This is a genomic window from Candidatus Thiodiazotropha sp. AKAK2 (assembly GCF_058244685.1).
In genome coordinates this window covers 64,703-91,646 of record NZ_JBSYOP010000006.1, presented here as the reverse complement: position 1 = coordinate 91,646, position 26,944 = coordinate 64,703, and the positions used below count along the sequence as shown (strand labels likewise).

Sequence of the window (26,944 nt, the reverse complement as noted above, 5' to 3'; positions counted from 1 at the left end):
GCGTTTAGAATTACCCTATCGAACGATAGAGATCACTAACCCGCAGGAGACCATGAAGTGAAACACTCACTGCTACTCCGCTTCGGAACGTTCATTACGATACTCTTCATTCTGGCGCTCTCCGGGATGATCAGTTCGGTGATCATTGCAGACACCGCAGAAGGCTATGCAGCGGCAATCAATCAAGCGGGCACCCTGCGTATGCAGTCATACCGCATCGCCAGCAGTCTGGTGCATGGCAATCCGCACAGCAATCATCCAGGCAACAGATCCGGACTGCTGGTGGATGAGTACAATCAACGTCTTCACAGCCCGCGGATTCATGATGTACTGGCCAAAGGCACAGGGGATGAAGTCAATAGCACCTACCAAAGGGTTGAGCGCCAATGGCAGCAGTTGATGCTGCCCAACCTCAAGAACTACCTGAAGATGACTGAAACCTCCGATCCTGCTGTTCACGGGCTGGACGAAATCGATGTCAGCCGGCAGACCTATCTTTCACTGGTGGATGGTTTCGTGGATGACATACACAGTTTCGTGGAAGCCCTGGAGCTTGAAGCGGAACAGAAAAACCAGCAGCTCCGTCTGATCCAGATCATTCTGCTCAGCTTCACTTTTCTGGTTGCCCTGATAAGCCTCTACCTGACAAAAATTTCCGTTCTGAACCCGTTGCGCAATCTACTTGCCTGCGCCAAAGCGGCTCGTCATGGTGACTTTTCGGTAAGAAGTCGATTTTTAAGCGAAGACGAACTGGGTCAGCTCGGTCATGCTTTCAATCTGATGGCTGACAACCTGTCAGTCATCTATTCAGATCTGGAATACCGCGTGGAAGAGAAAACCCAAGATCTGGAACAGAGTAATCGCACCCTCGAACTGCTCTACTCCACCACCAAACGCTTGAGTGACTCATCCCTCAACGAGCAGGTTCTGATTGCCGTGATTCACGATATCGAGGCCCTGCTCGGGGTTAACAATGGAACGATCTGCCTGGGTCAGCCCGGAGACCACCAGGCCTATCGGTACGCCTCGACCCGAAGCAAGGATATTCTGCTCAAAGACCAAAATGATGGCCAATGCGCTATGTGTCTTGGGGATGGTGAAACCCACAGTTTCCAGACCTGCGATCCAGCCAGCGGCAAGCGGATCAATATCTTTTCAACACCGATCCGGGATAAGGCCAAGTACTACGGCATCCTGATGGTCGAACTGCAGCCCTCACAAGAGCTGGAGGAGTGGCAGGCTCGCCTGTTGGAAACCGTTGCCAGCCATATCGGATTGGCAATATCAGTCACCCAGCAGGATATTCAAAACCGAAAAATGTCTTTGATGGAAGAGCGCAGTGTCATCGCCAGAGAGCTGCATGATTCGATAGCCCAGTCACTCTCCTATCTGAAGATTCAGGTGGCGCGCCTCGAAAAAGCCGTGAACGATGACCTGCCGAAAGAGGATGTACTACAGATCAGTTCCGTATTGAGGTCGGCGCTGAATGGCGCCTATCGACAGCTGAGAGAGCTGCTCACCACTTTCCGACTCAGGGTCACCGACGCCAACCTCGGCAGACTGATCAATCAGACCGTTGAAGAATTCACCAATCGCTCAGGCATTCCGATTGAATTCATCAATACCCTGGGCAACTGTCAATTTTCACCGAATGCCGAGATACATATCATTCAGATCATCCGGGAAGCGCTCTCCAACGTGATACGCCATGCGAATGCCACCGAAGCAAGAGTGAGTATGGATTGCGACCATCAGGGTCTGGTGACAGTCAACATCGAGGACAACGGCATTGGCATAGATGGTGAAGGTGATATGATGCAACACTATGGACTGCCGATCATGAAAGAGCGGGCGGAACATTTAGGTGGCGAACTACACATCAATGAGTCACCGATAGGCGGAACCCAGATCAATCTGGTCTTCACGATTGCTGATATTTCGAGCCGGGAATCGCAACGTCTTTTTACCGAGCAATTGAAAGATGCCTGAACAACACTACACACTGCTGGCGATAGACGATCACCCACTTTTCAGAAAAGGTGTCTCCGATCTGATCGATATGGATCCAGGCCTTGAACTGATCGGAGAAGCAGCCAATGGCGAGGATGGCCTGGTGCTGGCACGGGAGTTCAACCCGGATCTGATCCTGCTCGATATCAATATGAAGGGCACCAACGGCCTGGATACCTTGAAAGCCATCAAGAGTTTTGAGCTTGATTCAAGGGTCCTGATGCTCACCGTCTCAGATAATGAAGAGGATGTGCTCGCAGCACTGAAAAATGGTGCAGACGGCTATTTGCTGAAGGATATGGAGCCGGAAGATATTCTCAAATCGATCCGCAAAGCGGTAGAGGGCACCGTGGTCATCAGCGATCATTTGACTCAACTGCTGGCAAAAGCGCTGCGCGAGGACGACAGACTGGATACTCAATCCACCATGCCGGATCTCACCTCAAGGGAAAAGGAGATTCTTCAGCACATTGCCCAGGGACTGAGCAATAAACAGATCGCCACCAACCTTGCTATCTCAGAAGGCACGGTCAAAGTGCACGTCAAACATCTGCTGAAAAAGCTCAATCTCCACTCCAGAACCGAGGCTGCCGTTTGGGCCCTCAACCAGGGAAAAAACCTTCCAGCTAAACCTCTCTCCAGGGCCTGTTCAGACAGATTGCAATCAGTGCAATCGCTATTCCGCCGTTACCGCCAGATTTTACCCAAAACGAATTAGCATCTACTCACATTGGGGTATATAACGCTACCAATATATTGGTAAGTTACTGTTTTTTATTATTTTTTTCTTAAGATTTCGTATTGTTTCTTGATCCGAATCAAAGCAGTATTAAGGGCCTGGTGAAACACTTTCAGAAGCAAAAACATTGCGCCTCATAAAGGCCAATCAAATTCGACTGAACTCTATCAACCGAGGTCGCGACTGTTGTCAGGACACATCGACAGATCACAGTTTTTACGTGGTGACTTGCGCGGTCGACAAAGCGAGATACGACCACCCTGGTCGCAATCTGAAAGCAGCTTTACTGAACTTTGCGAACGCTGCAACGACTGCATTGAAGCCTGCCCCCAGAAGATCATTACGCTGGGTTCTGCCGGTTTTCCAAAAATCGATTTCTCTGTCGCCCAGTGCACATTTTGCGGCGATTGCGTAAAGGCCTGCAAACACCAGGCTCTGGGCTTTGACAGCGATCCGAACATGGCACCCTGGCACCTCGAACTGAGTATCGAAAAGAGCTGCCTGTCGCAAAACGGCGTGGTCTGCAGAAGCTGTGGCGATATCTGCGAAGAGGCTGCCATCTGCTTCAAGCTTGCTACCAGGGGGCGTTCCCTGCCACAGGTTGATCAGCAAAAGTGTAATAGCTGTGGAGCCTGTATTTCAGTTTGCCCCAGTCATTCCATTTCCATTTTGCCAGGCACACAGACCCAAGCGGCCTGACAGACCAATGCGAGGAATAAGCCATACATGAATATATGCAGCCTGATTGTCTATACGAAACCCGACCATGGCCCCCAAGTCTCCAAGCGCCTAACACAATACCAAGGTGTGGAAGTCCACGGTGGAATGATAGAGGACAAACTGATTGTTACTGTGGAAGACGAGGGTGAATCCATGTCACCGGTTTCAGACACTATGAATGAACTGCGCAATGTGGATGGCGTGGTGAGCACAACTTTGATTTATCACTATGGCGGTGAAGAGTCGATGGAGGAAATGAACCGTGAAATTAACTAGAAGAGATTTTATAAAAAGCAATGCTGTAGCAGCCGCTGCATCCGTGGCCGGCGTCACCCTTCCTGTGTCCAGCGCTGTTGCTGCCGATGCAGATGATGGCATCCGTTGGGACAAAGCGGCCTGCCGCTACTGCGGTACTGGTTGTAGCGTCTTGATGGGTGTCAAAGACGGTAAGGTCGTCGCCAGTCAGGGCGATCCGGATGCACCGGTCAACAAGGGCCTGAACTGTATCAAAGGGTACTTTCTACCGAAGATCCTCTATGGAGAGGATCGTCTGACCAAACCCTTGCTGAGAAAGACCAACGGCAAATATGACAAGAACGGCAAGTTCGAGGCCGTTAGCTGGGAAGAGGCTTTCCAGACCATGGCTGATAAGTGGGTAGCCGCACGTAAGGCCAAAGGACCCAAGGGTGTCGGCATGTTCGGCTCAGGTCAGTGGACTGTTTGGGAAGGCTATGCCGCACAGAAACTGCTGAAGGCAGGTTTCCGCTCCAACAGCCTGGAACCCAATGCACGCCACTGTATGGCTTCTGCCGTGGGCGCTTTCATGCGCGCTTTCGGTATCGATGAGCCGATGGGCTGTTATGACGATCTGGAACACGCCGATGTGTTCGTGCTCTGGGGCGCCAACATGGCGGAGATGCATCCGATTCTCTGGTCCCGCCTCACCGATACCCGTCTGACCAAGCCCGGTTGTGAAGTCCATGTACTTTCAACCTTCGAGCATCGCTGCTACGAGCTGGCTGACAACGGCATGATCTTTGAGCCCCAGACCGATCTGGCGATCCTCAACTACATTGCCAACTACATCATTCAGAACAAGGCCTACAACAAGGAGTTTATCGACAAGCACGTCAATTTCACCAAGACACCAACCGATATCGGTTATGGTCTGCGTGCCACTGATCCACGCGAAAAGGCGGCCAAAAATCGCAACAAGGGCAAGCTCTCCAAGATCAGTTTCGAAGAGTATGCCAAATCGGTTGAGCCCTACACCCTGGAGTACACCTCAAAGCTCTCCAAGGTTCCGAAGGATCAGCTGCTGAAACTGGCCAAGGCCTATGCCGATCCGAACAAGAAGGTCTCCTCCTACTGGACCATGGGCTTTAACCAGCACACCCGCGGTGTCTGGGTCAACGGCCTCTGCTACAACGTCCATCTGCTGATGGGCAAGATCGCCGAGCCGGGCAACAGCCCCTTCTCCCTCACCGGTCAGCCATCCGCCTGCGGCACCGCCCGCGAGGTTGGTACCTTTACCCACAGGTTGCCCGCAGACCTGGTGACCAAGAAGGACGCCCACTGTAAGTTCGCCGAGAAGACCTGGAAGCTGCCTGCCGGGACCATTCCCCGGGCCAACGGTAAAACCGACGGCGCCGACCAGACCGACATCAGCGGCAAACCCATGGGCAAGACCCTGATCCACGCCGTAGCCATGCATCGCGCCCTGAATGACGGCAAGATGAATACCTTCTGGGTCATGTGTAACAACAACATGCAGGCCGCCGCCAACATGAATGATGAGAGTTATCCCGGTTGGCGTAATCCGGACAATTTCATCACCGTGTCTGATCCCTATCCGACCGTATCGGCCCAGGCTGCGGATCTGATTCTGCCTACAGCGATGTGGATCGAAAAGGAAGGTGCCTATGGTAACGCCGAGCGGCGTACCCAGTTCTGGCGTCAGCAGGTCGCTGCACCCGGTGAGGCAAAATCCGACGTCTGGCAGGTCATGGAGTTCGCCAAGTATGTCAAAGTGAAAGACGTCTGGCCGGAAGATCTGATCGCCAAGATGCCTGAGTATGCCGACAAGACCCTGTTCGATGTGCTCTATGCCAACGGCCAGGTCGACAAGTTCCCGGTAGAGCAGGTTACCGACACCCGTGGCAACAAGTACGAAAACGATGAGTCCAAGGACTTCGGTTTCTATGTACAGAAAGGGTTGTTTGAAGAGTATCGCCTGTTCAACTCTGCCGAGGGGATCCCGAAGAAAGGCCACGAAATGGCCGACTTCGACGCCTACCACAAGGTGCGTGGCCTGCGTTGGCCGGTCATTGATGGCAAGGAGACCCTGTGGCGCTTCCGCGAGGGCTACGATCCCCATGTAGCCAAGGGTGAAGGGGTTAAATTCTATGGCAAGCCCGATGGCAGAGCCAACATCATTACCGCCCCCTATGAGCCCGCCGCTGAGCCGCCGGACAAAGAGTACGATCTGTGGCTCTGCACCGGACGGGTATTGGAGCACTGGCACTCCGGTTCCATGACCCGTCGCGTACCCGAGCTCTATCGTGCCGTCCCAGACGCGGTGGTCTACATGAATCCGAAAGATGCCAAGAAACGGCGTCTGCGTAACGGTGCATTGGCCAAGCTCACCTCCCGTCGTGGTGAGATCGTCTGCAAGGTCGACACCAAGGGCCGCAACAAGTGTCCGGAAGGGCTGGTTTTCGTTCCCTGGTTCGATGCTGGACGCCTGGTCAACAAGCTGACCCTCGACCAGACTGATCCGCTCTCGAAAGAGACGGATTACAAGAAGTGTGGTGTCAAGATCAGTCGAGCCTGATGGGCTGAAACGGCAGAGGGGTGCGGCACTGCCGCACCCCCCACCACGACTCTGATGGGTTGTGGTGCCACCACGGCAGAATGCAACTCAACTGAAAACGTTTTTTATTAGAGATGTCAGACAGTAAGGACAAAAACGAGCTCAACCGCAGACAGTTCCTGGGCAACATGCTCAAGACTGCCTGTGGGGTGGGATTGGTCGGACTGGGATTGGGTGCCTATTCAAAGCGGGCCTCCACCATGCCGGCCAACTATATCCGCCCCCCCGGCGCTCTGCCGGAGGAGGATTTTCTCGGCGCCTGCATTCGCTGCGGCCTGTGCGTGCGTGACTGTCCCTACGATATTCTGTTTCTGGGTGAAGTGGGAGATGAAGTGGCCACAGGTACCCCCTATTTCATCGCCCGTAGCGGGCCTTGTGAAATGTGCGTGGATATTCCCTGTGTCGTTGCCTGTCCCACCAATGCCCTCGATCATGACCTGAAGGATATCGAAGAGTCCCGCATGGGGCTGGCGGTCCTGATCGACCAGGAAAACTGCATTGCCTTTCACGGACTGCGCTGTGAAGTCTGCTTCAACGTCTGTCCGATCCGTAACCGGGCTATCACCCTGGATATGCAGCATAACACCCGCTCAGGCAAACACGCCCTGTTCATCCCGGTAGTCCACTCCGATGCCTGTACCGGTTGTGGACTTTGTGAACGGGCCTGCATCCTGGAGGAAGCGGCCATCAAGGTATTCCCCATGCACCTGGCGAAAGGTGAACTGGGTAAACACTACCGACTTGGCTGGCAGGAGAAAGAGAAGGCTGGTGAGGCACTGGTCACACCCGATACCAAGCATCAATATAACCTGCCCGATGGGGTGCGTTATGACCTGCAGGGTGAGGGTTTGATCATCGATGGAGAGGCTGAGGAGACCCCTTTCTCCTCAAATCCTCTGGATACACTCAATAGCGGATTCATGGACAAGTAGCATGGTGGATATGACGACATTGGGTGACGACGCCATCGCGGCCAAAGGCTGGATGAAGTCCCATAAGTACCTGATCCTGAGACGAATCAGCCAGCTCGGCATTCTCGCCCTGTTTCTCGCCGGCCCCTGGTTCGGCCTATGGATCGTCAAGGGTAATCTGGCATCCAGTCTGACCCTGGACATACTGCCGCTTACCGATCCCTATGTGTTATTGCAGGCGAGCCTCTCCGGCGTGGTGCCTGAGACCGCTGCCATCATTGGTGTGGTGATCGTACTGGCGTTCTATCTACTGGTGGGTGGCCGGGTCTACTGCTCCTGGGTCTGCCCGGTCAACTTGGTGACCGATCTGGCCGCCTGGCTACGCCGCAAACTGGGGATCAGAAGCAACTCCCAGTTCTCCCGCAGCACACGCTACTGGATGTTAGCCCTGACCTTGATTCTGCCGTTGCTGGTTACCGGCGGCATCATCTGGGAGCTGGTCAATCCGGTCTCCATGATGTTCCGGGGAATTGTCTTCGGCATGGGGGCTGCCTGGGTAATGGTCCTGGGCATCTTTCTGTTCGATCTGATCGTTGCCAAAGATGGCTGGTGCGGACATATCTGTCCAGTCGGCGCTTTCTATAATCTGGTGGGCAGCAAGAGTCTGGTCAGGGTCAATGCGCTTGAACGCCAGGCCTGCAATGACTGCATGGAGTGTTATGTGGTCTGTCCCGAACCCCAGGTTATCAAACCGGCTCTGAAAGGTGAGAAGCAGGGGGCGACCCCGGTGATCATCTCATCTGATTGTACCAATTGCGGGCGCTGTATCGATATCTGTGCCAAAGACGTTTTCAGTTATGGCGGTCGTCACGCCAAAAAAAATGACGACTTAAAACGCGAAGGTGAAATCAGTCAGGGCGCTCAAGCCTGACTGGCAATTCCAAACAATTTCTGAATTTAGAGTGATGATGGAGAAAGGTATGAAAAAGATCGCATTAAAAACCATTGCGGCACTAGCAGCCATATTCCTGTCCACAGCTGTTCTGGCCGAGGTGCAATCCCTGCGGGGCGACAAGCTGGACACCATGGCGAAAAAACCCGCTAACATGAAGCTTATCAACGTCAAGGGTGGCATTGAGCGCAGCTTCAAACTGCAACCGCCGATGGTGCCTCATGAAGTAGACAAGTATGAGATCAATCTGAAAAACAACGGTTGCATGAAGTGCCACAGCGAAACAACCTATGAAAAAGAAAAGGCACCCAGAGTTGGCGACAGCCACTATCTGGACCGCGATGGCAACGTGCTGAAGACCCTCTCCAGCCGGCGCTACTTTTGTACCCAGTGCCATGCCGCTCAAATGGGTGCAGATCCACTGGTGCAAAACAACTTTCAAGGCGCCAAATAGAAGTTGGTTGGGTACCGCTCTTTGAGCGGAAACCCAACCGTGTAACGAGTAGTTGATCAATAATCTGGTGTAATAATGAGTGAGAGTAAAAAGCGTAGCGGACTGTTCCTGGTGGGTGTTGGCATCATTGCCGGCATATTACTCTGGGGTGGCTTCAACACGGCTATGGAGATGACCAACACAGAGGAGTTCTGTATCTCCTGTCATGAGATGGAAAACACCGTCTATCAGGAGCTTCAGGAGACAATCCATTTCACCAACCGGACCGGCGTACGCGCCACCTGTCCGGACTGCCATGTACCCAAGGAGTGGATACATAAGTTCGTACGCAAAATTCAGGCGACCAATGAGCTCTATCACAAAGTGATGGGCACCATCGACACGCCGGAGAAATATGAAGCCAAACGCCTGGAGTTGGCACAGAATGTCTGGCGTTCGATGAAAAAGACAGATTCACGGGAGTGTCGCAACTGTCACAAGTTCATCTCCATGGACCTGGATAAGCAGGCCCCTCGCAGCTCGGAACAGCATGATCCACACTATTGGGATGCAGTGGACGGCAACGAGCCCCAGCAGACCTGTATTGATTGTCACAAAGGCATAGCTCATTCATTGCCCCAGGGTTACGACCCGAATATGGATTATTGACAATCAAGGGCTGTTTTTGAATGATAAGCGAATGACTTGCAGGTAACTATAAATCGACCAACCATGAGGCAAGCATGCTAAACGACCCATTCGGCAGAAAGATCGATTATCTGCGCCTGTCCGTTACGGATCGCTGTGATTTCCGCTGCTTCTATTGTCTGCCCAAGAGTCATCGTGGCTTCGAAACGCCCGATGACTGGCTGACGCCTGCTGAGACAGAACGCCTGGTCACCCAATTCGCCGCGTTGGGTGTCAGGCATGTGAGGCTCACTGGTGGAGAACCCCTGGTACGCAAGGAGCTGACAGAGATCGCCTCGCGCATCGCCAATGTACCGGGCATAGAAGAGCTCTCCCTCAGCACCAATGCATCACGCCTGGATCAATACGCCGAACCCCTGAGTCAGGCCGGGGTGACACGACTCAATATCAGTCTCGACTCCCTTGATGAGGGCAAGTTCAAGCAGATCACCGGCAGTCGTCTGCAACCGGTTTTGGCAGGTATCGACGCAGCCAGCGCCACAGGCCTCTCACCCATCAAAATCAACATGGTGGTGATGCGTGGACTCAACGACGATGAAGTCGAGAAGATGGTTGAGTACTGTCTTACCCACAACCTGACACTGCGCTTTATCGAAACCATGCCGGTGGGAGAAGGCGGACAGGCGGCAACTGAGCGTTACATTCCCCTCACTGAGATTGAAGCCCGCCTGCGCCGACGCTACAAACTGCAAACCGCGGCCATGCAAGGCAGCGGACCGGCGCGCTACTTCCAGGTCGACGACACGGGCCTGGTGATCGGCTTCATCACCCCCCAGTCACAACACTTCTGCGAAACCTGCAACCGGGTCAGGGTATCCGTGAGCGGCGATCTGCATCTCTGTCTCGGACAGGAGGACAAACTGGCGTTACGCCCCCTACTCCGTCAGGGAGCCTCGGATGAGGTTCTGCAACAGGCGATCCGCGCCGCCATAGCCCGTAAGCCGGAACGGCACCATTTCAACGAAACCCCAACGGCCATCATTCGCCCCATGTCAGCCTTGGGCGGCTGATCCTCAGAGCTTGTGTCGACCGGGCAACTTCTGCAGGCTTTTGCCCGCTGATGGATTCCAGCACTGGGATCAAGCCGATCAATTGCGAAACGTCGCTGTGATTGCAGACTCATTGCCGGAAGGGCAATTCGAGCTCCCATCGGTCCAACTCCATTGCTCCACACCTGACATCGAGATGGGGGGATTCCAATCGATGGTGAGTTCGGTCCTCTCCTGGGTTGTGGTACCAAGATGTTCAGGATAACTCCCTGAATAGAGAAGCGTGTTGCCTTCCACACTACCCTGAAGCACATTCGTCGCTACACCAAGAAAGCCTCTGAGGGTGACATTTTGCCCCTCCTGATCAATGTCGATGGTGTAGTTATCGGCGATGCCCACCTCTCCTCGACAGTCACCGGTCGCCGCCGTCACCTCTGTGCGGAAATCCCACTCCCCAGTCAGATCACAGAGATCTCCCACCCCATCCCCATCGGTATCGAGTTGATCGGCATTCGCCACAACCGGGCAGTTGTCAGTAGTGTCACCAACGCCATCTGCATCGCTGTCCAGTTCGGTAAAACTTACCGAACAGCTCTTGTTCCCATCCAATACCAGCGCCGCCACGTTGCTGGTTGCTGCAGCGCAGTCTCCCCCCCAACTCAAAAACACATAACCCGTGTCCGCTGTCGCGGTAAGAGTGACCGGACTGGCACTTTGCGCAAATTCGGCACTGCAGGTAGCACCACAATTCAACGCGTTGCCGGCACTGGTCACGGTACCGTTTTCCGGTGCACTAACAGTGACCGTGTATTGGGTCTCGCTATCAGCTATAAAACTGGCGCCACAAGTCGTATCACTGGTGATGGTAAGGGTGACCGATGCACCGTTACCGCTGCAGTTTTCATTATCGCCAGACCAGCCGCCAAACTGGTAACCTCCATCAAGGTTATAGAAAAGCTCAACCTGCGTTTGCGCGGTAATAGTGGCGGAACACGTACCCGGGCAGTTGATGGCACCGGAGATGCTGGCGATGCTGCCACCTTCGACTGGCTCGGGCACGGTGAGGGTATAATCGGTCACAGTTACCGCTTAAAACAAGGCGCTGCAACTTAATGCCATGGGATCGATGGACCCACCCAAGTCAAATGCTTGCAGCACATCACTGCCGCTACAGTCGCCTTGCCAACCTACGAATGAATAACCCACATAGGGTACTGCCTGCAGATCCACACTGCGTCGTTTTTGAACTGTGCCATTACCCGAAGAGAGCGCATCGGCAACCCGATGCTCACAGGAAGCGGATGCCAATTCACCGTCACAAACCCGACCTCCCGGATCAGCGACGATCTTTCCTCCCGTTGAGACTGTCAACGACAATGGCATACCCTCCTCATTCTCAAGCGGTACAAACACCACCGTCACCGAGATGGCATCGCCTGAGTTAACCTCGAATACAATCCGCTCATCGGCAAGCCCTTCCGATGACGCTTCTGCATCGAGCTTGTAATCGATATCGGGATTTGCAACCAGAACTTGTGTAATCTCATCACTTTCACTGCCCAACTCAAAGGTATAGTTTTCACTGCAGTCGCCGGGGCAGTCGATTCCACGGGTGGTTGTTACCCTTCCATCGCCAGTCAGAATGACCTCAATACCTCCCACCGGATAGACCTCATCACCCGAACGATCATTCCCACCACCGGAGCCGAGAATACTCAACACGCCAATACAAGAAACCACAGTGAACAACACCAAACTGAGACCCGTGACTTTTTCTGTGGATGGCTTGTTTATGGCAATGTGATATTGATCAAGCATAAGTAACTGCTCTTGGAAAAAAAATCAGTGGACAGAGCTATCTTCTGATAGTTGCTCAGTTGTGTGGAAATAACCCAGTAACAGCCATGCCCCAGCAGCGCCCAGTAAACAGGCAGCCAGATCCATTAAGCTGAAGGTTCCAGTTTTAAGGTAATCCTGCAGATTCAATAACTCAGGCAAATGGTCAAGGATCGAATCTGGCAATGCCTGACCTGCCTCAAAGACGGCATTGACACTGCCCCATAAGCAGCAGGAAAAGCAGGCGTAGTGAACACCTAATACCAGAGCTGTGACGATCGAAAAGGCAAACACATGAATAAAAGTCGGCAACCAGCCGATCAGCGATTGGAGCATGGAATCATCGGTTATGGGTGTGCGCTCAGGTAAGTAAGCAAGAAATTAGACGCCATCCGGTGCACGAAAAAGCCAATAGTAGAGGACACCAAGAAACAGTGCCGAGCCTGCAAACAGCAGCAGTTTCAAACTCGCGGCGTATCTTTACAACATCATGTCAAATTAATTAAGCGTTGATTATTTGCCTTTTCCCATCAAGATTAGTACCCCACTTCATGTAGTTCAATAATCTACCGGACAGCGGTGATGAGGCTCATACAACCTAGACGAAAGGCCTGATTGCCCAGGAAGAACAGATCAAACCTCCAGAGTCTTGAAGAAGATCGCCGTGAGAAAGCCGCACAAGGTCGACATCCCCACCACCGAGCCTCCCTTGAAGTAGGCCTCAGGCAACATGGTCTCGGCAATCATGGTCAGCATCGCCCCCGCTGCCACACCTTCCACAAAGGCGAACAGGGCTGGTGAGGCATTGACAAAAAAGATGTTACCCATCGCCGCCCCCACCCCGGTCAGGAGCATCAGTGAAAACCACATCAAGAAGATTCTTCTGAATTTGAACCCCTGCTCTTTCATGCCGCAGGAACTGGAGAGTGCCTCCGGAAAGTTGGCCAGAAAGAGACCGGCAATCAGTGAGATACTGACCCCCGCATTGATCAGACTGGAGCCGATCACAAGTGACTCAGGTATACCGTCAAGGGTAAGGCCCAGCCAGATCGCCAGTGGCGCCGCTTTGTTGGCATGCAGATCCCTGGCAACATCCGCAGCAGAGGGTAACTCTTCACCGGTATCGATGCACCTGAGTGCTTGTCTGGTCCAGCGCTGGGACTGTTCACTGTTCAGGTGCCTGCTCTGCAGATAGTCCCTTGCACCACCCATCTGGATAAACTCACGATAGCGTTCCGCCAAAACCGGCGCACTGCCCAGCAGTGAGTAAAAATCTCGTCGACGCAACTCCCACAGACCAATATTCTCCGCCGCCACGGCCGTCACAGAATGGCGGGCACCGGTGAGCAGTGAGAAGGTACCGAAAGCGTCATTGGCGTGCAGCACCACCGTCTTTTGCAACGGAGTTTCCGGATCGATCAGATTGACTTCACCGGTATCGAGTATGAACAGACGATCAGCACGGGTATGTTGAAGAAACAGGGTATCGCCACGCTGATAGCGTTTGTAAATCAAGGCTCGTCCGATCAGTATCTGCTCCTCTTCAGGCAATTCAGAGAGCATTGGCAGACGCTTGATCTGATTGAAACGTTCCAATATCTCAGCGCTATTACGGTTGACTTCAACCGCCGGGGGTACCACACCACGACGAATCAGTTGCCGGACCGCCTGGTCGGTCCAGCGCTCTATTTCATCGGTCGTCAACAGATGCTGCTGTTCCAGGTAGTGCTGTAGCTCACCACTGCGCAGCAGCAGATGGACCTCCTGTTGAAAGTGAGGGGAATTGATCAGTAGCGTATCGATCGCATGTTTGGGTATCAGCCAGACTCGTGTTTCGCGACTGGCGACCGCATTCAGCGTATTCGGTGTCGAGGTCAAACAGGGATACCAGCCAAACACATCGTAACCCTGCAACTGAATCGTATTCTGCTCACCGGCTTCGGATCTGAACAGATCGACACCACCCTCATCGATGATATAGAAAGTATCCGCCGGATCCCCTTTACGGAAGATAGTCTCTCCCTTGTGAAAGGTAACCACTCGGACAGAAGGCGCAATAATCTTGAAATCATTGGTTGGCAGGTCATGAAACAGCTTCACCTGATGGATACGTGAGATGATCTGTTTAATCTGCTGATGCTGTTTACGGCGAAAATGGTAGATGGTGGTGGAGGCCTTACGCAGAAATCCACCATAGTCGTTGACCAATTGATTGAGCCCGATGAACAACAGCCCGCCAACCATGGCCCCGGCAGCCAGAGCATAAAAATGCCCCTCTTCGACCGCGGAAGCCACAAGATCGATGGTCAGCGCCGCCAGCAGGGCGCCACCGCCAAATGCCATGAGTATTGCTGTGGCACGGTCGCTGGGTTGCCAGAATTTTGCTGTAATCGCCCCCATGGGCAGCGATGAGGCACTGACGATCCCCAGGGTAAAAGCCAACATCACCATTGAATCGAACAAACAGTCACCCTAAATTTTTATGAATTTGACGAAACGAAGGTGGTGGATAGCCGCCATGACTATGCTTAAGACTATCACTCATCAATGATGATAAAGAAGTGCCTGAGCCAAGGGTCACAAAAGTGCCATATGAGTCAGGCTTCGACGCCGCCTGCCCGGCGAATCGAGCAGGCCGATTGCCTATGTAATAAGCGTTCCGATGTCAGAAGAAACCATACTTCCCCATCGTTGCCAGCAGCGATACCACCATGCCGAGTATCAGATTCACCAGGATCAGTTGCCGAATCAACGTAATCGCGGCAACCGCCCTGGGCATATCGTCGCCTTTCAAGGCAGTGCCAAGTTGATGGTAGGGAATGGCATAGATGAAGATGAAGATTGCTGCCATCAGGGTGCCTACCACAGACATGAAACTGAGCCACCAACCGGTCTCACCCCCATATTGGGTAAACAGCATCCAGAAACCACTGGCCAATATTGTGATCACTGAACCCCAAACCCAGGGGAAGAAACCATCGAACACCCTGAGCAGCAGAGGCAGTCGCTGATGAGGCTCCAATTGTTCATTCAACACCGGACGCAGAATCACATGTGCGAAAAACATACCGCCAACCCAGACGATGACGGCCAATAGATGTAGTGTCAGGGCAATGGACATAGACCAAACTCCCAATCAATGAATCTCTCTGCCGCTCTTAACCCGGCACCTTAATCGGTAATGCACGGGGCTTCAAGAATCCCCTCGCTCAAGGCGCGACTCGCAGAGAAGGAATGCTCAGAGAGACTCTATCATGGCGCCAATTGTGGATCATAGCGCCCCCCCTACCCCAGGTATCGCAGAAGACGATTTGAAAAACTCTTATCGAATGGTAGACTAGTCGATTCCCCGACGATTGGGTTGATAACAATCGATCCCATTCGCCGATAATAATAGGGGCTTAATTAATCCGGCGTCCTTTTTAGGATGCTTTTTTGTTTTATGGGGCTTGAGAATGGCCGACTCATTGATGACAACCTATCAACGACTGCCTGTCGCTTTCGAGCGGGGTGAAGGTGCCTGGCTGTGGGATACCGAGGGTAACCGCTATCTCGATGCGGTAACCGGTGTTGCGGTATGCGGACTCGGCCATGCCCATCCGGAAATCGCCAAGGCGTTGTGTGATCAAGCTTCCAGTCTGCTGCATACCTCGAATCTCTATCGCATACCACTGCAAGAGACACTGGGTGAGAGACTCTGCTCCCTCTCATCCATGGAGAAGGCGTTTTTCGCCAACTCCGGTGCGGAAGCGAACGAAGCGGCTATCAAAATAGCCCGGCTCTACGGCAACAAGCGCGAGATCAAGAATCCGGCCATTATCGTCATGGAACAGAGTTTTCATGGCAGAACGCTGGCTACCCTTTCTGCCACTGGCAATCGCAAGGTTCAGGCCGGTTTCGAGCCCCTGGTACAGGGTTTCATCAGAGTACCCTACGATGACATCGGGGCGATCGAGGAGATTGCACTGCACCAGAAAAATGTGGTTGCCATACTGGTGGAGCCGGTACAGGGTGAAGGTGGTGTAAATATCCCGTCAGTGGATTACCTCAACCGGATCCGTGAAATCTGTGACCAGAACCAGTGGTTGATGATGCTGGATGAGATCCAGACCGGCATAGGTCGTACCGGCAAACTTTTCGCCCACCAGCATAATGGCATACTGCCCGACGTGATGACCCTGGCCAAAGGATTGGGCAATGGCATGCCGATCGGTGCCTGCCTGGCACGGGGTGAAGCGGCAAATATTCTCGCTCCCGGTAATCACGGCTCCACGTTTGGCGGCAATCCACTCGCCTGCCGGGTGGCGATGAGTGTGCTGGATGTGGTGGAGTCTCAACAACTGGCTGACAGAGCCGCCAAGCTGGGTCAACGTTTCCAGTCTGAGTTTGAAGCAAAACTGGCCGAGCTGCCCGGTGTCGCTTCGATTCGCAGCCATGGATTGATGGTCGGCATCGAACTCGAACGCCCATGCGCAGAACTGGTCGGCAAAGCACTTGAACAGAATCTACTCATCAATGTGACTGCAGGCAATGTGATTCGTCTGCTGCCACCGATGATCCTCAACGATGATGAGTGCAAACTGATTATCGACAAAGTCAGCGCCCTGGTTGCCGACTTTCTTTGATAGCCATTGCAAAGGCGTAACACTATGACCAGGCACTTCCTCTCCCTTCTCGATCTCAGCCATGATGAATTGCAATCACTGATTCGCCGCGCTTCCGAATTGAAGCGGATGCAGCACCGGGGTGAAATACATACCCCTTTGAAAGGCAAGAATCTGGGTATGGTGTTTGAAAAATCCTCCACCCGCACCCGGGTCTCTTTCGAGGTCGGTATGTCACAATTGGGCGGTCATGCGCTCTTTCTCTCCCCCCGGGACACACAGCTCGGCCGGGGTGAACCGATTGAGGACAGTGCCAAAGTGCTTTCGCGGATGCTCGACATCATCATGATCCGCACCTTCGAGCAGGAGAAACTGGAGCTGTTCGCCGCCCACTCCCAGGTGCCGGTCATCAATGCCCTGACCGACAGATACCATCCCTGTCAGCTGCTGGCGGATATGCAGACCTACGCAGAACATCGCGGTAACATCCAGGGTAAGACCGTAACCTGGGTCGGTGACGGCAACAATATGTGCCACTCCTATCTGAACGCAGCCAGACAGTTCGATTTTCACCTCAACATCGCCTGCCCGGAAGGCTATGACCCTGAACCGGATATTCTCGAAGCGGCCGGCGAGCGGGCCAAGATCATTCGCGATCCCCTAGAAGCAGCCAGTGGCGCAGACCTTGTGGTTACCGATGTCTGGGCCAGTATGGGTCAGGAAGAGGAGCAGGCGTTGCGTGAGAAAGCCTTCTCCAAATACCAGGTAAACGACGAATTGATGGCCCAGGCTGAAAAAGATGCCCTGTTCTTTCACTGCCTGCCAGCCCACCGGGGCGAAGAGGTTACCGCTTCGGTGATCGACACCCCGGACAGTGTGGTCTGGGATGAGGCTGAAAACCGTCTGCACTCGCAAAAAGCGTTGATGGAGTTTCTGCTGCTTGGCCGCTGATGGCGATCAACCCGGCACCTGGGCCTGTTAACACGAATCCAATGCACTCCGGATTAAGCGGTTTACAGATGCCTCCAAGGGGTGCATGATCCACAAAAATGCGACATTCTGCGGCCTGCTTGGCAACAATGGAAGATTTCAGTTGTACAATGGCCCCATTGCTCCGGATAGATACCAGATATAGTCATGAAGAAATCCTTATTGCTGCTCGCCCTGTTACTCCTTTTCCCGCTACTGGTTCAGGCTAAAACCCTCTATGTGACCGATACCTTTCAGATCACCATGCGTACCGGGGAGAGTACTTCACACCGTATCATGCGCATGCTCAACAGCGGCGCAGCGCTGGATGTCCTCTCCACCAATCCGGAATCGGGTTACACCAAAGTCCGGGTCGGCGGCAGTCAGGGATTTGTGCTTACCCGGCAGTTGATGAATGAACCCAGTGCACGAGCGCAACTGGGCACGCTGCGCAAAGAGATCGACGAACTGAAGGCCGCACCAGGTGAATTACGCAGTAAATTGATCGATCTGCAGAAAAACCACCGTGAATTGCTGAGCAACCACAAAAGCTTGCAAAAGGTAAAGGATAAACAGGAACAGGAGCTACAGAGCATTCAGCGAACCGCCTCGAATGCAATCCGTATCTCCAATGAGCGCAATGAACTGGTCAAGCAGGTTGCCGCACTGACCCGGGAAGTGGAAGAGCTGAAACAGGACAACCGGGATCTGAGCAATGAAGCGACCCGTGACTGGTTCCTGATCGGTGCCGGGGTGATCATTGCCGGCATCCTGATCGGACTGATCCTGCCTCACTTGAGATTTCAGCGTCGTCGCAACTCCTGGGGCACCCTCTGATCCGCACCAGCTGTCGTCCGTGATCTGATCATCAACATTCAAGGCATCCTACATGCGATTGATGCCGGTTGTTTGAAAGATAACGGAGGCGGTAACGGTTGTTTCAGTCGCCGTTATCCTTATCCGCCACAAAACCGGGTGGAGGCTGCAACTCGTACTGCTGGATCATCCGCCGCAATCTTGGTCTGGAAATCTCCAGGATTTCACAGGCCCTCCCCTTATGCCAATCGACCATCTCCAATACCTGTTTGACATGGGCTTTCTCCATCGCCTGCAGGCTTACCGGTCTGCTGACCACCGGCTGGCTCTCCACTTCCTCCAGACTCACACCGGTAATCTCCATCGGTAACAGGTCGCAGGAGAGGGTATCCGTGGGACAGAGCGCCACCGCTTTCATCAGGGCATTTTCCAACTCTCTGACGTTTCCCGGCCAATGGTAATCCTGAAGACAGCGCAAGGCATCGGATGTGATACGCACCACTTTACGGTTCAACTCACCATTGATCCGGGCGAGCAGTGCCTGCACCAGCCCCATGATATCCTCTTTGCGCTCCCGCAACGGGGGAAGATGGATATTCACCACCTGCAACCGATAGAAAAGATCCTCTCGAAATGCCCCGTGAGAGACCTGTTGGGCCAGATTGACATTGGTCGCAGCAATGATTCGTGCATTGGTGATCTTGCTCTCCTTGGCGCCCAGCGGGGTAAACTCTTTATGTTGAATCACCCGCAGCAGCTTGGCCTGCATCACCGGGGAGAGCTCGCCCACCTCATCGAGAAATATGGTGCCATTCTCAGCCAGCTTGAATTTACCAGCCTGCTTTGCCACAGCACCGGTAAAGGCGCCTTTCTCATGGCCGAACATATCGGATTCGAGTAGCGTCTCGACAATCGCCGCACAGTTCACCACCACAAAAGGTCCATCGGGATTTTCACCGCTTCGATGTATCGCCCTGGCCACCAGCTCCTTACCGGTACCCGACTCCCCGGTGATCAATACCGTGGCCGGGCTTTTTGCCACCAGACCGATGGTTTTGAAGATCTCCTTCATCGCCCGGGAGTTGCCGACCATGGTGAGTGAGGAGAGACTTTGACTGTCGGTCTCGACCAACTCTCCTTCCCCATGGCTGAGGAGTTTTTCAACGGCATCATCAAACTCATCGATGTCGATCGGCTTGTGGATATAGTCATCCGCCCCCTTCTGCATCGCCTCGATGGTGCTCTCCATATCGTGAAAAGCGGTGATCATGATGATGCGGACCTCAGGCAGTGCTGATTTGAATTCAGGCAATCCCTGCAGGCCCGATTTGCCCGGCATGCGAATATCGAGCACCACCAGGCCGGGTTTGAAGCTTTCAAGCAACTGCAACCCCTCATCCACACTATGGGCCATGCTGACCTCGTGACCGAGCCCGGAGAGATGCAGTTGCAGGGTGCGGCAACTGGCTATATCGTCATCAACGAGAAGAATTCTAGTCATGTTATAAACCCGGACCTACTCGATTGTCTGTTGAGTGGTTGTCACTAAAAACGGTTAACTGTAAAAGTTGAACTCTCCGCTAACCGATGGTTGTGAAGGCTTTGGCCAGCCTCGGTTGATCGATATTCACGACACCGATTCCACCTCCCTGGGGGCAGTCGGCAGAGTGACAATGGCACAGGTGCCGCCAGCCTCGCGGGGTAACAATTCAACCCGCCCCTGGTGCTGATCGATAATCTGTTTAACAATCGCCAGGCCAAGGCCGGTACCTTTTGTTCTGGTTGTATAGAATGGTTCGAACAGTTTCTGATTCTCGTCATTCTCAATGCCGATGCCGTTGTCGCAAACCGATACCTCGACAGCACTGCCCGTCTGATCCATCACCTGAATTACTTTGATATTGATTTTACTGGAGCCATGTTCATTTTTCTCACTGGCCTGCAGCGCATTGACGATCAGATTCGAGAACAGCTGCCGCAGCTTGTTGGCATCTCCCGGTAACGCGGGCAATCCGGACTGGTACTCCACATCGACCGTCGACTGCACCTCTTCAATTCGTTTGTGCAGGCTCAACACGGTTGCATCCATGAGCTTTTCGATATTCACCCAATCGACATGAACGGCTTCAGGTCGGGCATAGGTCAGCATGTCAGTAAGGATGTTCTCCATGTATCGAATCTGATCCAGACCGATCGCTGACAGCTCCTTCTCTTCGTTGGCCGCATGCTTGCCCAGAATCTGCATACTCATTTTGACCGACGAAAGAGGATTTCTCAGATCGTGGGCAATCATACTGGCCATCTGCCCCATCACGGTAAGCGCCTGGGTACGGACCAGCTCCTGTTGCTGCATCTCAACTTCCCGCTCAAGACGCTTGTGCTCAGTGATATCCTCTTTAACGGCAACGAAGTTGGTGATTTCACCCTCCTCATCCTTCAGCGCGGAGATGGAGGCGGACTCCCAGTAGAGCTCACCGTTCTTTCTGCGATTATGGAAGACACCCCGCCACTCTTCACCATTCAACACGGTCTGCCAGAGCTGCTCATAGTCATCTCCCGAGGTTTCACCCGATTTCAGGATATTGGTCTTTTTACCGATCACCTCATCCGCATCGTAACCGGTCACCTGGGTGAACTTGGGATTCACATACTCGATCTGGCCATGCCGGTCTGTCAGCAGTACGATGCTGGGACTCTGTTCCACCGCATGGGACAACTTGCGCACCTTGTCTTCCGCTTTACGACGCTCGGTCACATCCTCACCAATCGCCGTCACCCGGACAACCTTACCGTGGGCATCGGTTGAAGGCGTATGGTGCCAGGCGATCCGTCGGTAGCCGCCGAGCTGCATCACTACATCCACTTCCACATCCCGTGATTCAACACCTTCGCTGTGCAGTTTTTCCAAAGTATCGCGAAACAGCTTTTTATGCTCGACTCTGACAAAGCGTTCAATCCACTCATCGTGCAGTACCTCTTCACGGGTCCAGCCGGTCAGTTTTAAAAAGTAGTCATTGCAAAACACCAGACGATATTCACGATCAAGGGTAATCGCAGCCAGCTGCATATCCTCCAGGGTGCGCCGGAAACGCCGCTCGTATTCACTCTGACGCTGTGCATTACGATGGCGCAGATTGGCGGTTGCCAACAGCCAGGAGCCGAACAGCAAAACCACCATGATCACAAAATAGAGTGGGGTATGCTGTCGAATAAAACCTAAAAAGCCGGGCGCATAGCGATCCAGAGAGACCCGGGAAACCACCTTCCAACGCAACTCATCCAACGGGGACATGGTCAATTGCTGTTGTTCATATCCCCGGATGGTTTGCGAGGCCACGGTTCTGGGGGTAACCGTTTCATAGGTAATCAGACCATCACTGGTCTCCAGCTGACCGGAAACCGATTGCCTGACCAGCTCCCAGGCGGCTGGATAGAGTTCAGTGATATGTTGTTTGTGGGGCAACATAAAGCCCCATTCATGACTGTTCTGGGGGCTGTCCAACCAGTAGCCATCCTTGTTCAACAGATGGATATGATCGGCAATATTGGCACCGGCCCTGGCGAAGTCACTCAACAGGCGCTCACCCAGATAGTTGAGTACCAGAATACCCTGGATCCGATCTCGCTGCGCAAAGATCGGCACGGCAAACCGCATCACCGGCTTCAGCGGTTGCTCGATAACCCCCTCTTCGATATTCAGATCCAAGGGCGAGATATAGATCTCCCCGGGAGCCATTGCCGCAGTCTCCACAAAATAGTAGCGTGCGGACTTGTCCTGCAACTCCCGATCGGGAACAAGTGTTGGATTTCCACTGCCAAAGTTGACGCGGATTTTCTCCAGACCCTGACGGTCGATATAGCGCACCTGGTCGTAGAGTCGTTTCTCTTTTATGAAGGTGAAGAACAACTCTTCGACCTGTTTTTTCCTTAACTGCCCGGAGGCTTCAAAGCTCTGCTTGTCGATATAGCTGGCAAGAAAGATCAGATCTGAAATGACATTGGAGAGGTCGCGGTTGAGAACACTTCGGGCCAATCCCACATTCAATAGCTCATTGGTTCTGAGCGTGACCCGATCGGTTTCCGAATTGGTGTAGTAATGAACATAGGCGCCCAGCGCAAAGATCGCCGCAAACGGTATCAGAATGAATAAAAACTGCTTCGACCACTCTATGCTGGAGAATGCGGATTGCGGTTTCATAGTAACCTGGCGCAAAGTGTTTGTTTTCAACCGTCGTGAGTCAGCCTGCCATCCTCATCCTGCTGCAGTGTTTTAAAGACCACGGCTCTCTCAATGCGGTTTCTCTCTATATTAAGCTTCCTGCCAGGGCCTAACAAATGCTATCGGCCGGCACGCATCAGTCCACCCAGCCCCATCTCCTCCAGAGCATTCGACAGCAGATTGACAACTTCACCCGCCTGTTCACAACGCAGCGCTGTCTGCAGCAACTGTTTTGCACGATTGTGGGAAAATGAGCGCAGCACCCACTTTACCCGCAACAGACTGCCACCATTCATACTCAGACTGTTGACTCCCATACCCAGCAGCAGGACCGCCGCCGCCGGATTTCCCGCCAGCTCACCACAGACACTCACCTCTTTACCGTACTGACCCGCACCATTGACGATCTGGATCAAGGCCCGCAACACGGCCGGATGCAGATCGTTATAGATGTCCGCCACATGGGCATTGTTTCGATCGACAGCGAGCAGGTACTGGGTCAGATCGTTGGTACCCACGGAGAGAAAATCGATTCGCTGGGCCAAGACCTCGACCTGGTATACCGCAGCCGGCACCTCAATCATCACACCGACCTTGGGCATCTTCACCTGATAACCCTCTTCCAGCAGCTCGTCATGCGCCCGCTGGATCAGCAGCATGGCATCATCGACCTCCTGCACATGACTGATCATCGGCAACAGCAGACGCAAGTTGTTCAGATCGATGGCGGCACGCAGGATGGCGCGCACCTGAGTGATGAAGATCTCCGGATGGTCGAGAGAGATTCGAATCCCCCGCCAACCCAGAAACGGATTCGACTCCTCCACGGGAAAATAGGGTAGCGGTTTGTCTCCACCGATATCCAGGGTACGGATGATCACCGGGCGCGGATGAAACATCTTCAGCACCTTTCGATAGTTGGCAACCTGTACCGACTCTCCTGGAAAGCTGTCTCTCACCATGAACGGCAGTTCGGTGCGATAGAGACCCACACCTTCCGATTCGGCCATACCCTGATTGCTCAGCTCTGAGAGCAGGCCGGTATTCAGGTAGAGGGGTATGCGGACACCATCGGTGGTTTCGCAAGGCAGGTCCTTGTCCGCCTGCAGCTCCTGATAGAGTGCCTGGTCCTCACTGGCAAGCCGTCGATACTCTTCGATGACCGACGGCGCCGGCGAGACGTAGATCCGTCCCAGATAGCCCTCGAGAATCAGAAAATGGCCCTCCATACGGCTCACCGGCAGATTACTCATTCCCATTACTGCCGGTACTTCCAAGGCTCTGGCCAGTATCGCCACATGGGAGAAGCTGGCGCCACTGGCCGATACCACACCAGCCAGGCGCTCTCTCGGCACCTCGGCAAGTTGCATGGCGCTGACCTCCTCGCCGACCAGAATGGTGTCCTCCGGATACTCATTCGGGGTGGAGACCTTCTGCTGCAGATGCATCAGGATACGTCGCCCCAGATCGAGCACATCAGATGCCCGCTCCCGCAGATAGATATCCTCCATGTTCTCGAATATCCGCGCATGCTCCTGAAAAGTCTCCCGCAAGGCGCCCGGCGCCCAGTTGCCCTGCTGAATGCGTCGCACGGTATTGCCGATCAGGGAATCACTACCAAGCATCATCAGCCAGGCATCGAACAGCGCCCGGTCCTCCGCAGGCAGGCTCTCTTCAAAGCGGTCTTCGATCGCCATCAGATCCTGCACCACCGCCGCCACTGCGGTCCTGAAGGCATCCTCCTCATCATCAAGGTCCTTCGCCGGCCGGTCGGGCACCGCTTCCAGGTCGGCCGGTGGATAGACCACAACCGCAGTACCCAAGGAGACACCCGGAGAACCTGGCTGCCCTTGAAGAAACCGCTTTGGTGGCGCCAGATCACTCTGGGTATCCAGATTGCCGCTGGCCTGGGCATGCGTGATCGCACCGGCAAGCTGTGCCGCCAGGGTGAACAGAAAGGTAACCTCGTTATCTTCGAAGCTGCGCTGATCGATCTGACGCGCCACCAGCACACCCAGAACCTTGCGATTCTGAATGATCGGCACACCTAAAAAACCCTTGTAAGAGGTCTCGCCGGTCTCATGGGTGAACAGATAGCGCTTGTGATTTGGTGCATCCGCCAAATTGACCGGTTCCGCCCTTTCACAGACCAGCCCGATCAGCCCCCGGTGGTAGGGTAATCTGACCTTGTCGACGGCTTGCGGATACAACCCGTCCGTCGCCTTCAGCACATGATCCCGCCGCTCGAAATCGGTGAGATAGACGGAACAGACATCCGCATGTATCGCCTGCTTCACCTCCTGAACGATGATCGCCAGGGCCTGCTCCAGGTCGGAAGCGGCATTAACCTCTTTAACGATGCGGTGAAGCGTCTCAAGCATGGTTCTCGTAACAACCCCTTGGCAAAGCCTGGAAATTCCTATCTTTGGTTAGCCACAAATGAACGCGAATCCACAACAAGTGAGGCCGCACTATGAAAGGTATTCGCGGCGATCAGCGGTGATTGGCGTCCATTTGCGGTTTTTTCTATTAGCCCCGAGGGGAAATAGCTCACGATCAACGGCGATTCTGCCGCAGATAGCTTGTCAGGGAGCGCCCGGGAACCCCTTCGGGATAGAGCAGTGGCGCCAGCTCTTCCAGAGCCTTGGTATACACATTACGTTTGAAATAGATCACTTCGCGCACAGGGTGCCAATATTTTACCCAGCGCCACTCCTCGAACTCGGGGGTTTCGGTGTGATCCAGGCAGAAGGCATCCTCGCCACAGTTCGTCTTCAGCAGAAACCAGATCTGCTTCTGACCGATACAGAGCGGCTCGCTGTGACGGCGGATATAGCGCTCCGGCAGTCGGTATCGCAGCCAGCTGCGCGTGGAGCCGATGATCGAGACCTGGTCGGCATTCAGGCCCACCTCCTCATTCAACTCCCGGTACATCGCCTCTTCAGGGGTTTCATCGCGCTTTATACCGCCCTGGGGGAACTGCCAGGCATCCTGTCCGGTGCGGCGACCCCAAAACAGGAGACGATCGTCATTACACAGGATGATGCCGACATTCGGTCTAAAGCCGTCAGAGTCAATCAATTTATCCGCCAAAATTTGTCACATTCTTAGAATATGATTCTTCCATAATCCATGTAGTGCAGCAAGGCAGCAAACTTAAGCCTTTGCAAATCATGGAAATTCCAAAAATTGTACAGAAGTCATTTATTTTTCTTCGGCTCTCGCCAAATAACACTCCATACCATGAACCCGGAATGAGCCTGACAGTATCTGGATATTGTTTAATTAAGCCGTCGGCAATCTGGGCAATAATCCGTTAACAACATTTACCGCTTAACCAGGTAAAATAGCCGGACAGACCACAGATAACTCATTGAGTAAACAAGCAGGACAGAATCATGGCATTGGCAATCTTCGACCTGGACAACACCCTGTTGGCCGGTGACTCCGACTACCTCTGGGGCCGTTTCCTGGTGGAACAGGGCATTGTTGATGGAGAGCAATATGAGCGTGAAAACGAACGCTTCTACGAGGACTACAAAGCCGGCAGACTGGACATCCACGAATTCATGCGCTTCTCGTTGAAGCCACTGCGAAAAAACCCGCCGCAGAAGCTCAATCAGTGGCGGGCGCTCTTTATTGAAGAGAAGATTATCCCGATCATCAGTGAACAGGCCCAGCAACTGGTTGAGAAACACCGTCAGGCCGGAGATCTGCTGCTGATCATCACCGCCACCAATGCCTTCGTCACCTCTCCCATTGCTCAGCGCTTCGGGATCGACCACCTGATCGCCACGGAGCCGGAACAGATCGACGGCCACTACACCGGCGAAGTGGCCGGCACCCCCAGCTTCCGCGAAGGCAAAGTCAGCCGGCTGAACGACTGGCTGGATGAGTTTGACCAGACCATGCAGGGCAGCTGGTTCTACAGTGACTCCCACAATGACCTGCCGCTGCTGGAGCAGGTGGCGCATCCGGTCGCGGTTGATCCGGACCAGACCCTTGCGGAAGTGGCAAAAAAACGTAACTGGCCGATTCTTCAGCTGCACAGCCGATAACCCGGCCTCGGGCCTGTTATAATCCCCGTATAGGGTTGCAATTTCGAGCACTATTTCTGCCGCGCTCAAGCGCCCAGGATCCACTTAGGGCCTGTTAACACGAATCCA

The 26,944-nt window shown here is 53.7% G+C and carries 23 protein-coding genes; 14 read left to right on the top strand and 9 right to left on the bottom strand.

Annotated features, from left to right (window positions below):
- Window positions 1–57 precede the first annotated feature (57 nt).
- The 10 genes from AC4IE8_RS01455 to moaA all read left to right on the top strand — a co-directional run bounded on the left by AC4IE8_RS01455 (window position 58) and on the right by moaA (window position 10,355).
- Window positions 58–1,989 carry a type IV pili methyl-accepting chemotaxis transducer N-terminal domain-containing protein gene (locus tag AC4IE8_RS01455; RefSeq protein ID WP_068990472.1) on the top strand — a complete coding sequence of 644 codons (1,932 nt, stop codon included), beginning with the start codon at window positions 58–60 and terminating at the stop codon, window positions 1,987–1,989.
- On the top strand, window positions 1,982–2,728 hold the full coding sequence (gene narL / locus AC4IE8_RS01450; protein WP_490790128.1) for a two-component system response regulator NarL: 747 nt from the start codon (window positions 1,982–1,984) through the stop codon (window positions 2,726–2,728). The genes AC4IE8_RS01455 and narL overlap by 8 nt, the downstream gene beginning before the upstream one ends.
- Before the next feature lie 207 nt (window positions 2,729–2,935).
- Window positions 2,936–3,448, top strand: a complete 513-nt coding sequence (gene napF / locus AC4IE8_RS01445) for a ferredoxin-type protein NapF (RefSeq protein WP_490790127.1) — start codon at window positions 2,936–2,938, stop codon at window positions 3,446–3,448.
- 27 nt (window positions 3,449–3,475) lie between these two features.
- Window positions 3,476–3,745, top strand: a complete 270-nt coding sequence (locus AC4IE8_RS01440) for a chaperone NapD (protein WP_068990464.1) — start codon at window positions 3,476–3,478, stop codon at window positions 3,743–3,745.
- Window positions 3,732–6,302: a nitrate reductase catalytic subunit NapA gene (napA, locus tag AC4IE8_RS01435; RefSeq protein WP_068990461.1), complete on the top strand. Its 2,571-nt coding sequence runs from the start codon at window positions 3,732–3,734 to the stop codon at window positions 6,300–6,302. The genes AC4IE8_RS01440 and napA overlap by 14 nt, the downstream gene beginning before the upstream one ends.
- Before the next feature lie 113 nt (window positions 6,303–6,415).
- Window positions 6,416–7,273: a ferredoxin-type protein NapG gene (gene napG / locus AC4IE8_RS01430; protein ID WP_068990459.1), complete on the top strand. Its 858-nt coding sequence runs from the start codon at window positions 6,416–6,418 to the stop codon at window positions 7,271–7,273.
- Window position 7,274: 1 nt separating this feature from the next.
- Window positions 7,275–8,183: a quinol dehydrogenase ferredoxin subunit NapH gene (gene napH / locus AC4IE8_RS01425; RefSeq protein ID WP_490790126.1), complete on the top strand. Its 909-nt coding sequence runs from the start codon at window positions 7,275–7,277 to the stop codon at window positions 8,181–8,183.
- Between the two features lie 49 nt (window positions 8,184–8,232).
- Window positions 8,233–8,658, top strand: coding sequence for a nitrate reductase cytochrome c-type subunit (locus AC4IE8_RS01420; RefSeq protein WP_083226069.1), 426 nt, complete (start codon window positions 8,233–8,235; stop codon window positions 8,656–8,658).
- Between the two features lie 75 nt (window positions 8,659–8,733).
- Entirely contained in the window at window positions 8,734–9,306 is a 573-nt protein-coding gene (locus tag AC4IE8_RS01415; RefSeq protein WP_068990453.1) for a NapC/NirT family cytochrome c, read from the top strand.
- Between the two features lie 74 nt (window positions 9,307–9,380).
- A complete protein-coding gene (gene moaA, locus AC4IE8_RS01410; RefSeq protein WP_490790125.1) occupies window positions 9,381–10,355 on the top strand; it encodes a GTP 3',8-cyclase MoaA in 975 nt (324 codons plus the stop codon).
- A gap of 78 nt (window positions 10,356–10,433) precedes the next feature.
- On the opposite strand, the gene AC4IE8_RS01405 is transcribed toward moaA, so the two are convergent.
- The 5 genes from AC4IE8_RS01405 to AC4IE8_RS01385 form a co-directional block, all read right to left on the bottom strand.
- Window positions 10,434–11,414: an InlB B-repeat-containing protein gene (locus tag AC4IE8_RS01405; protein ID WP_490790124.1), complete on the bottom strand. Its 981-nt coding sequence runs from the start codon at window positions 11,412–11,414 to the stop codon at window positions 10,434–10,436.
- Between the two features lie 9 nt (window positions 11,415–11,423).
- Window positions 11,424–12,152: an InlB B-repeat-containing protein gene (locus AC4IE8_RS01400; RefSeq protein WP_490790123.1), complete on the bottom strand. Its 729-nt coding sequence runs from the start codon at window positions 12,150–12,152 to the stop codon at window positions 11,424–11,426.
- Window positions 12,153–12,176: 24 nt separating this feature from the next.
- Complete coding sequence (locus tag AC4IE8_RS01395) at window positions 12,177–12,506, bottom strand: hypothetical protein (RefSeq protein WP_490790122.1); 330 nt, start codon at window positions 12,504–12,506, stop codon at window positions 12,177–12,179.
- A 297-nt stretch (window positions 12,507–12,803) separates the two neighbouring features.
- Window positions 12,804–14,633, bottom strand: coding sequence for a cyclic nucleotide-binding domain-containing protein (locus AC4IE8_RS01390; RefSeq protein WP_069003910.1), 1,830 nt, complete (start codon window positions 14,631–14,633; stop codon window positions 12,804–12,806).
- A 202-nt stretch (window positions 14,634–14,835) separates the two neighbouring features.
- Complete coding sequence (locus AC4IE8_RS01385) at window positions 14,836–15,291, bottom strand: CopD family protein (RefSeq protein ID WP_068990435.1); 456 nt, start codon at window positions 15,289–15,291, stop codon at window positions 14,836–14,838.
- Window positions 15,292–15,625: 334 nt separating this feature from the next.
- Here AC4IE8_RS01385 and AC4IE8_RS01380 point away from each other — a divergent pair, with 334 nt between their 5' ends.
- The 3 genes from AC4IE8_RS01380 to AC4IE8_RS01370 all read left to right on the top strand — a co-directional run bounded on the left by AC4IE8_RS01380 (window position 15,626) and on the right by AC4IE8_RS01370 (window position 18,580).
- On the top strand, window positions 15,626–16,795 hold the full coding sequence (locus tag AC4IE8_RS01380) for an aspartate aminotransferase family protein (RefSeq protein WP_490790121.1): 1,170 nt from the start codon (window positions 15,626–15,628) through the stop codon (window positions 16,793–16,795).
- A gap of 24 nt (window positions 16,796–16,819) precedes the next feature.
- Window positions 16,820–17,725 carry an ornithine carbamoyltransferase gene (gene argF / locus AC4IE8_RS01375; protein WP_069003907.1) on the top strand — a complete coding sequence of 302 codons (906 nt, stop codon included), beginning with the start codon at window positions 16,820–16,822 and terminating at the stop codon, window positions 17,723–17,725.
- Between the two features lie 186 nt (window positions 17,726–17,911).
- Window positions 17,912–18,580, top strand: coding sequence for a TIGR04211 family SH3 domain-containing protein (locus tag AC4IE8_RS01370; protein WP_069003906.1), 669 nt, complete (start codon window positions 17,912–17,914; stop codon window positions 18,578–18,580).
- A 103-nt stretch (window positions 18,581–18,683) separates the two neighbouring features.
- On the opposite strand, the gene AC4IE8_RS01365 is transcribed toward AC4IE8_RS01370, so the two are convergent.
- The 4 genes from AC4IE8_RS01365 to AC4IE8_RS01350 form a co-directional block, all read right to left on the bottom strand.
- A complete protein-coding gene (locus AC4IE8_RS01365) occupies window positions 18,684–20,060 on the bottom strand; it encodes a sigma-54-dependent transcriptional regulator (protein WP_069003905.1) in 1,377 nt (458 codons plus the stop codon).
- 126 nt (window positions 20,061–20,186) lie between these two features.
- Window positions 20,187–22,757 carry a PAS domain S-box protein gene (locus AC4IE8_RS01360; RefSeq protein ID WP_068990420.1) on the bottom strand — a complete coding sequence of 857 codons (2,571 nt, stop codon included), beginning with the start codon at window positions 22,755–22,757 and terminating at the stop codon, window positions 20,187–20,189.
- Between the two features lie 140 nt (window positions 22,758–22,897).
- Window positions 22,898–25,159, bottom strand: a complete 2,262-nt coding sequence (gene ptsP, locus AC4IE8_RS01355) for a phosphoenolpyruvate--protein phosphotransferase (protein ID WP_490790120.1) — start codon at window positions 25,157–25,159, stop codon at window positions 22,898–22,900.
- 175 nt (window positions 25,160–25,334) lie between these two features.
- Entirely contained in the window at window positions 25,335–25,859 is a 525-nt protein-coding gene (locus AC4IE8_RS01350) for an RNA pyrophosphohydrolase (RefSeq protein ID WP_068991698.1), read from the bottom strand.
- A 317-nt stretch (window positions 25,860–26,176) separates the two neighbouring features.
- On the opposite strand from AC4IE8_RS01350, the gene AC4IE8_RS01345 reads away from it, so the two are divergent.
- The gene (locus AC4IE8_RS01345; protein ID WP_068990413.1) at window positions 26,177–26,836 is read left to right on the top strand and encodes a histidinol-phosphatase; all 660 of its coding nucleotides are present in this window, start codon (window positions 26,177–26,179) and stop codon (window positions 26,834–26,836) included.
- Window positions 26,837–26,944 lie beyond the last annotated feature (108 nt).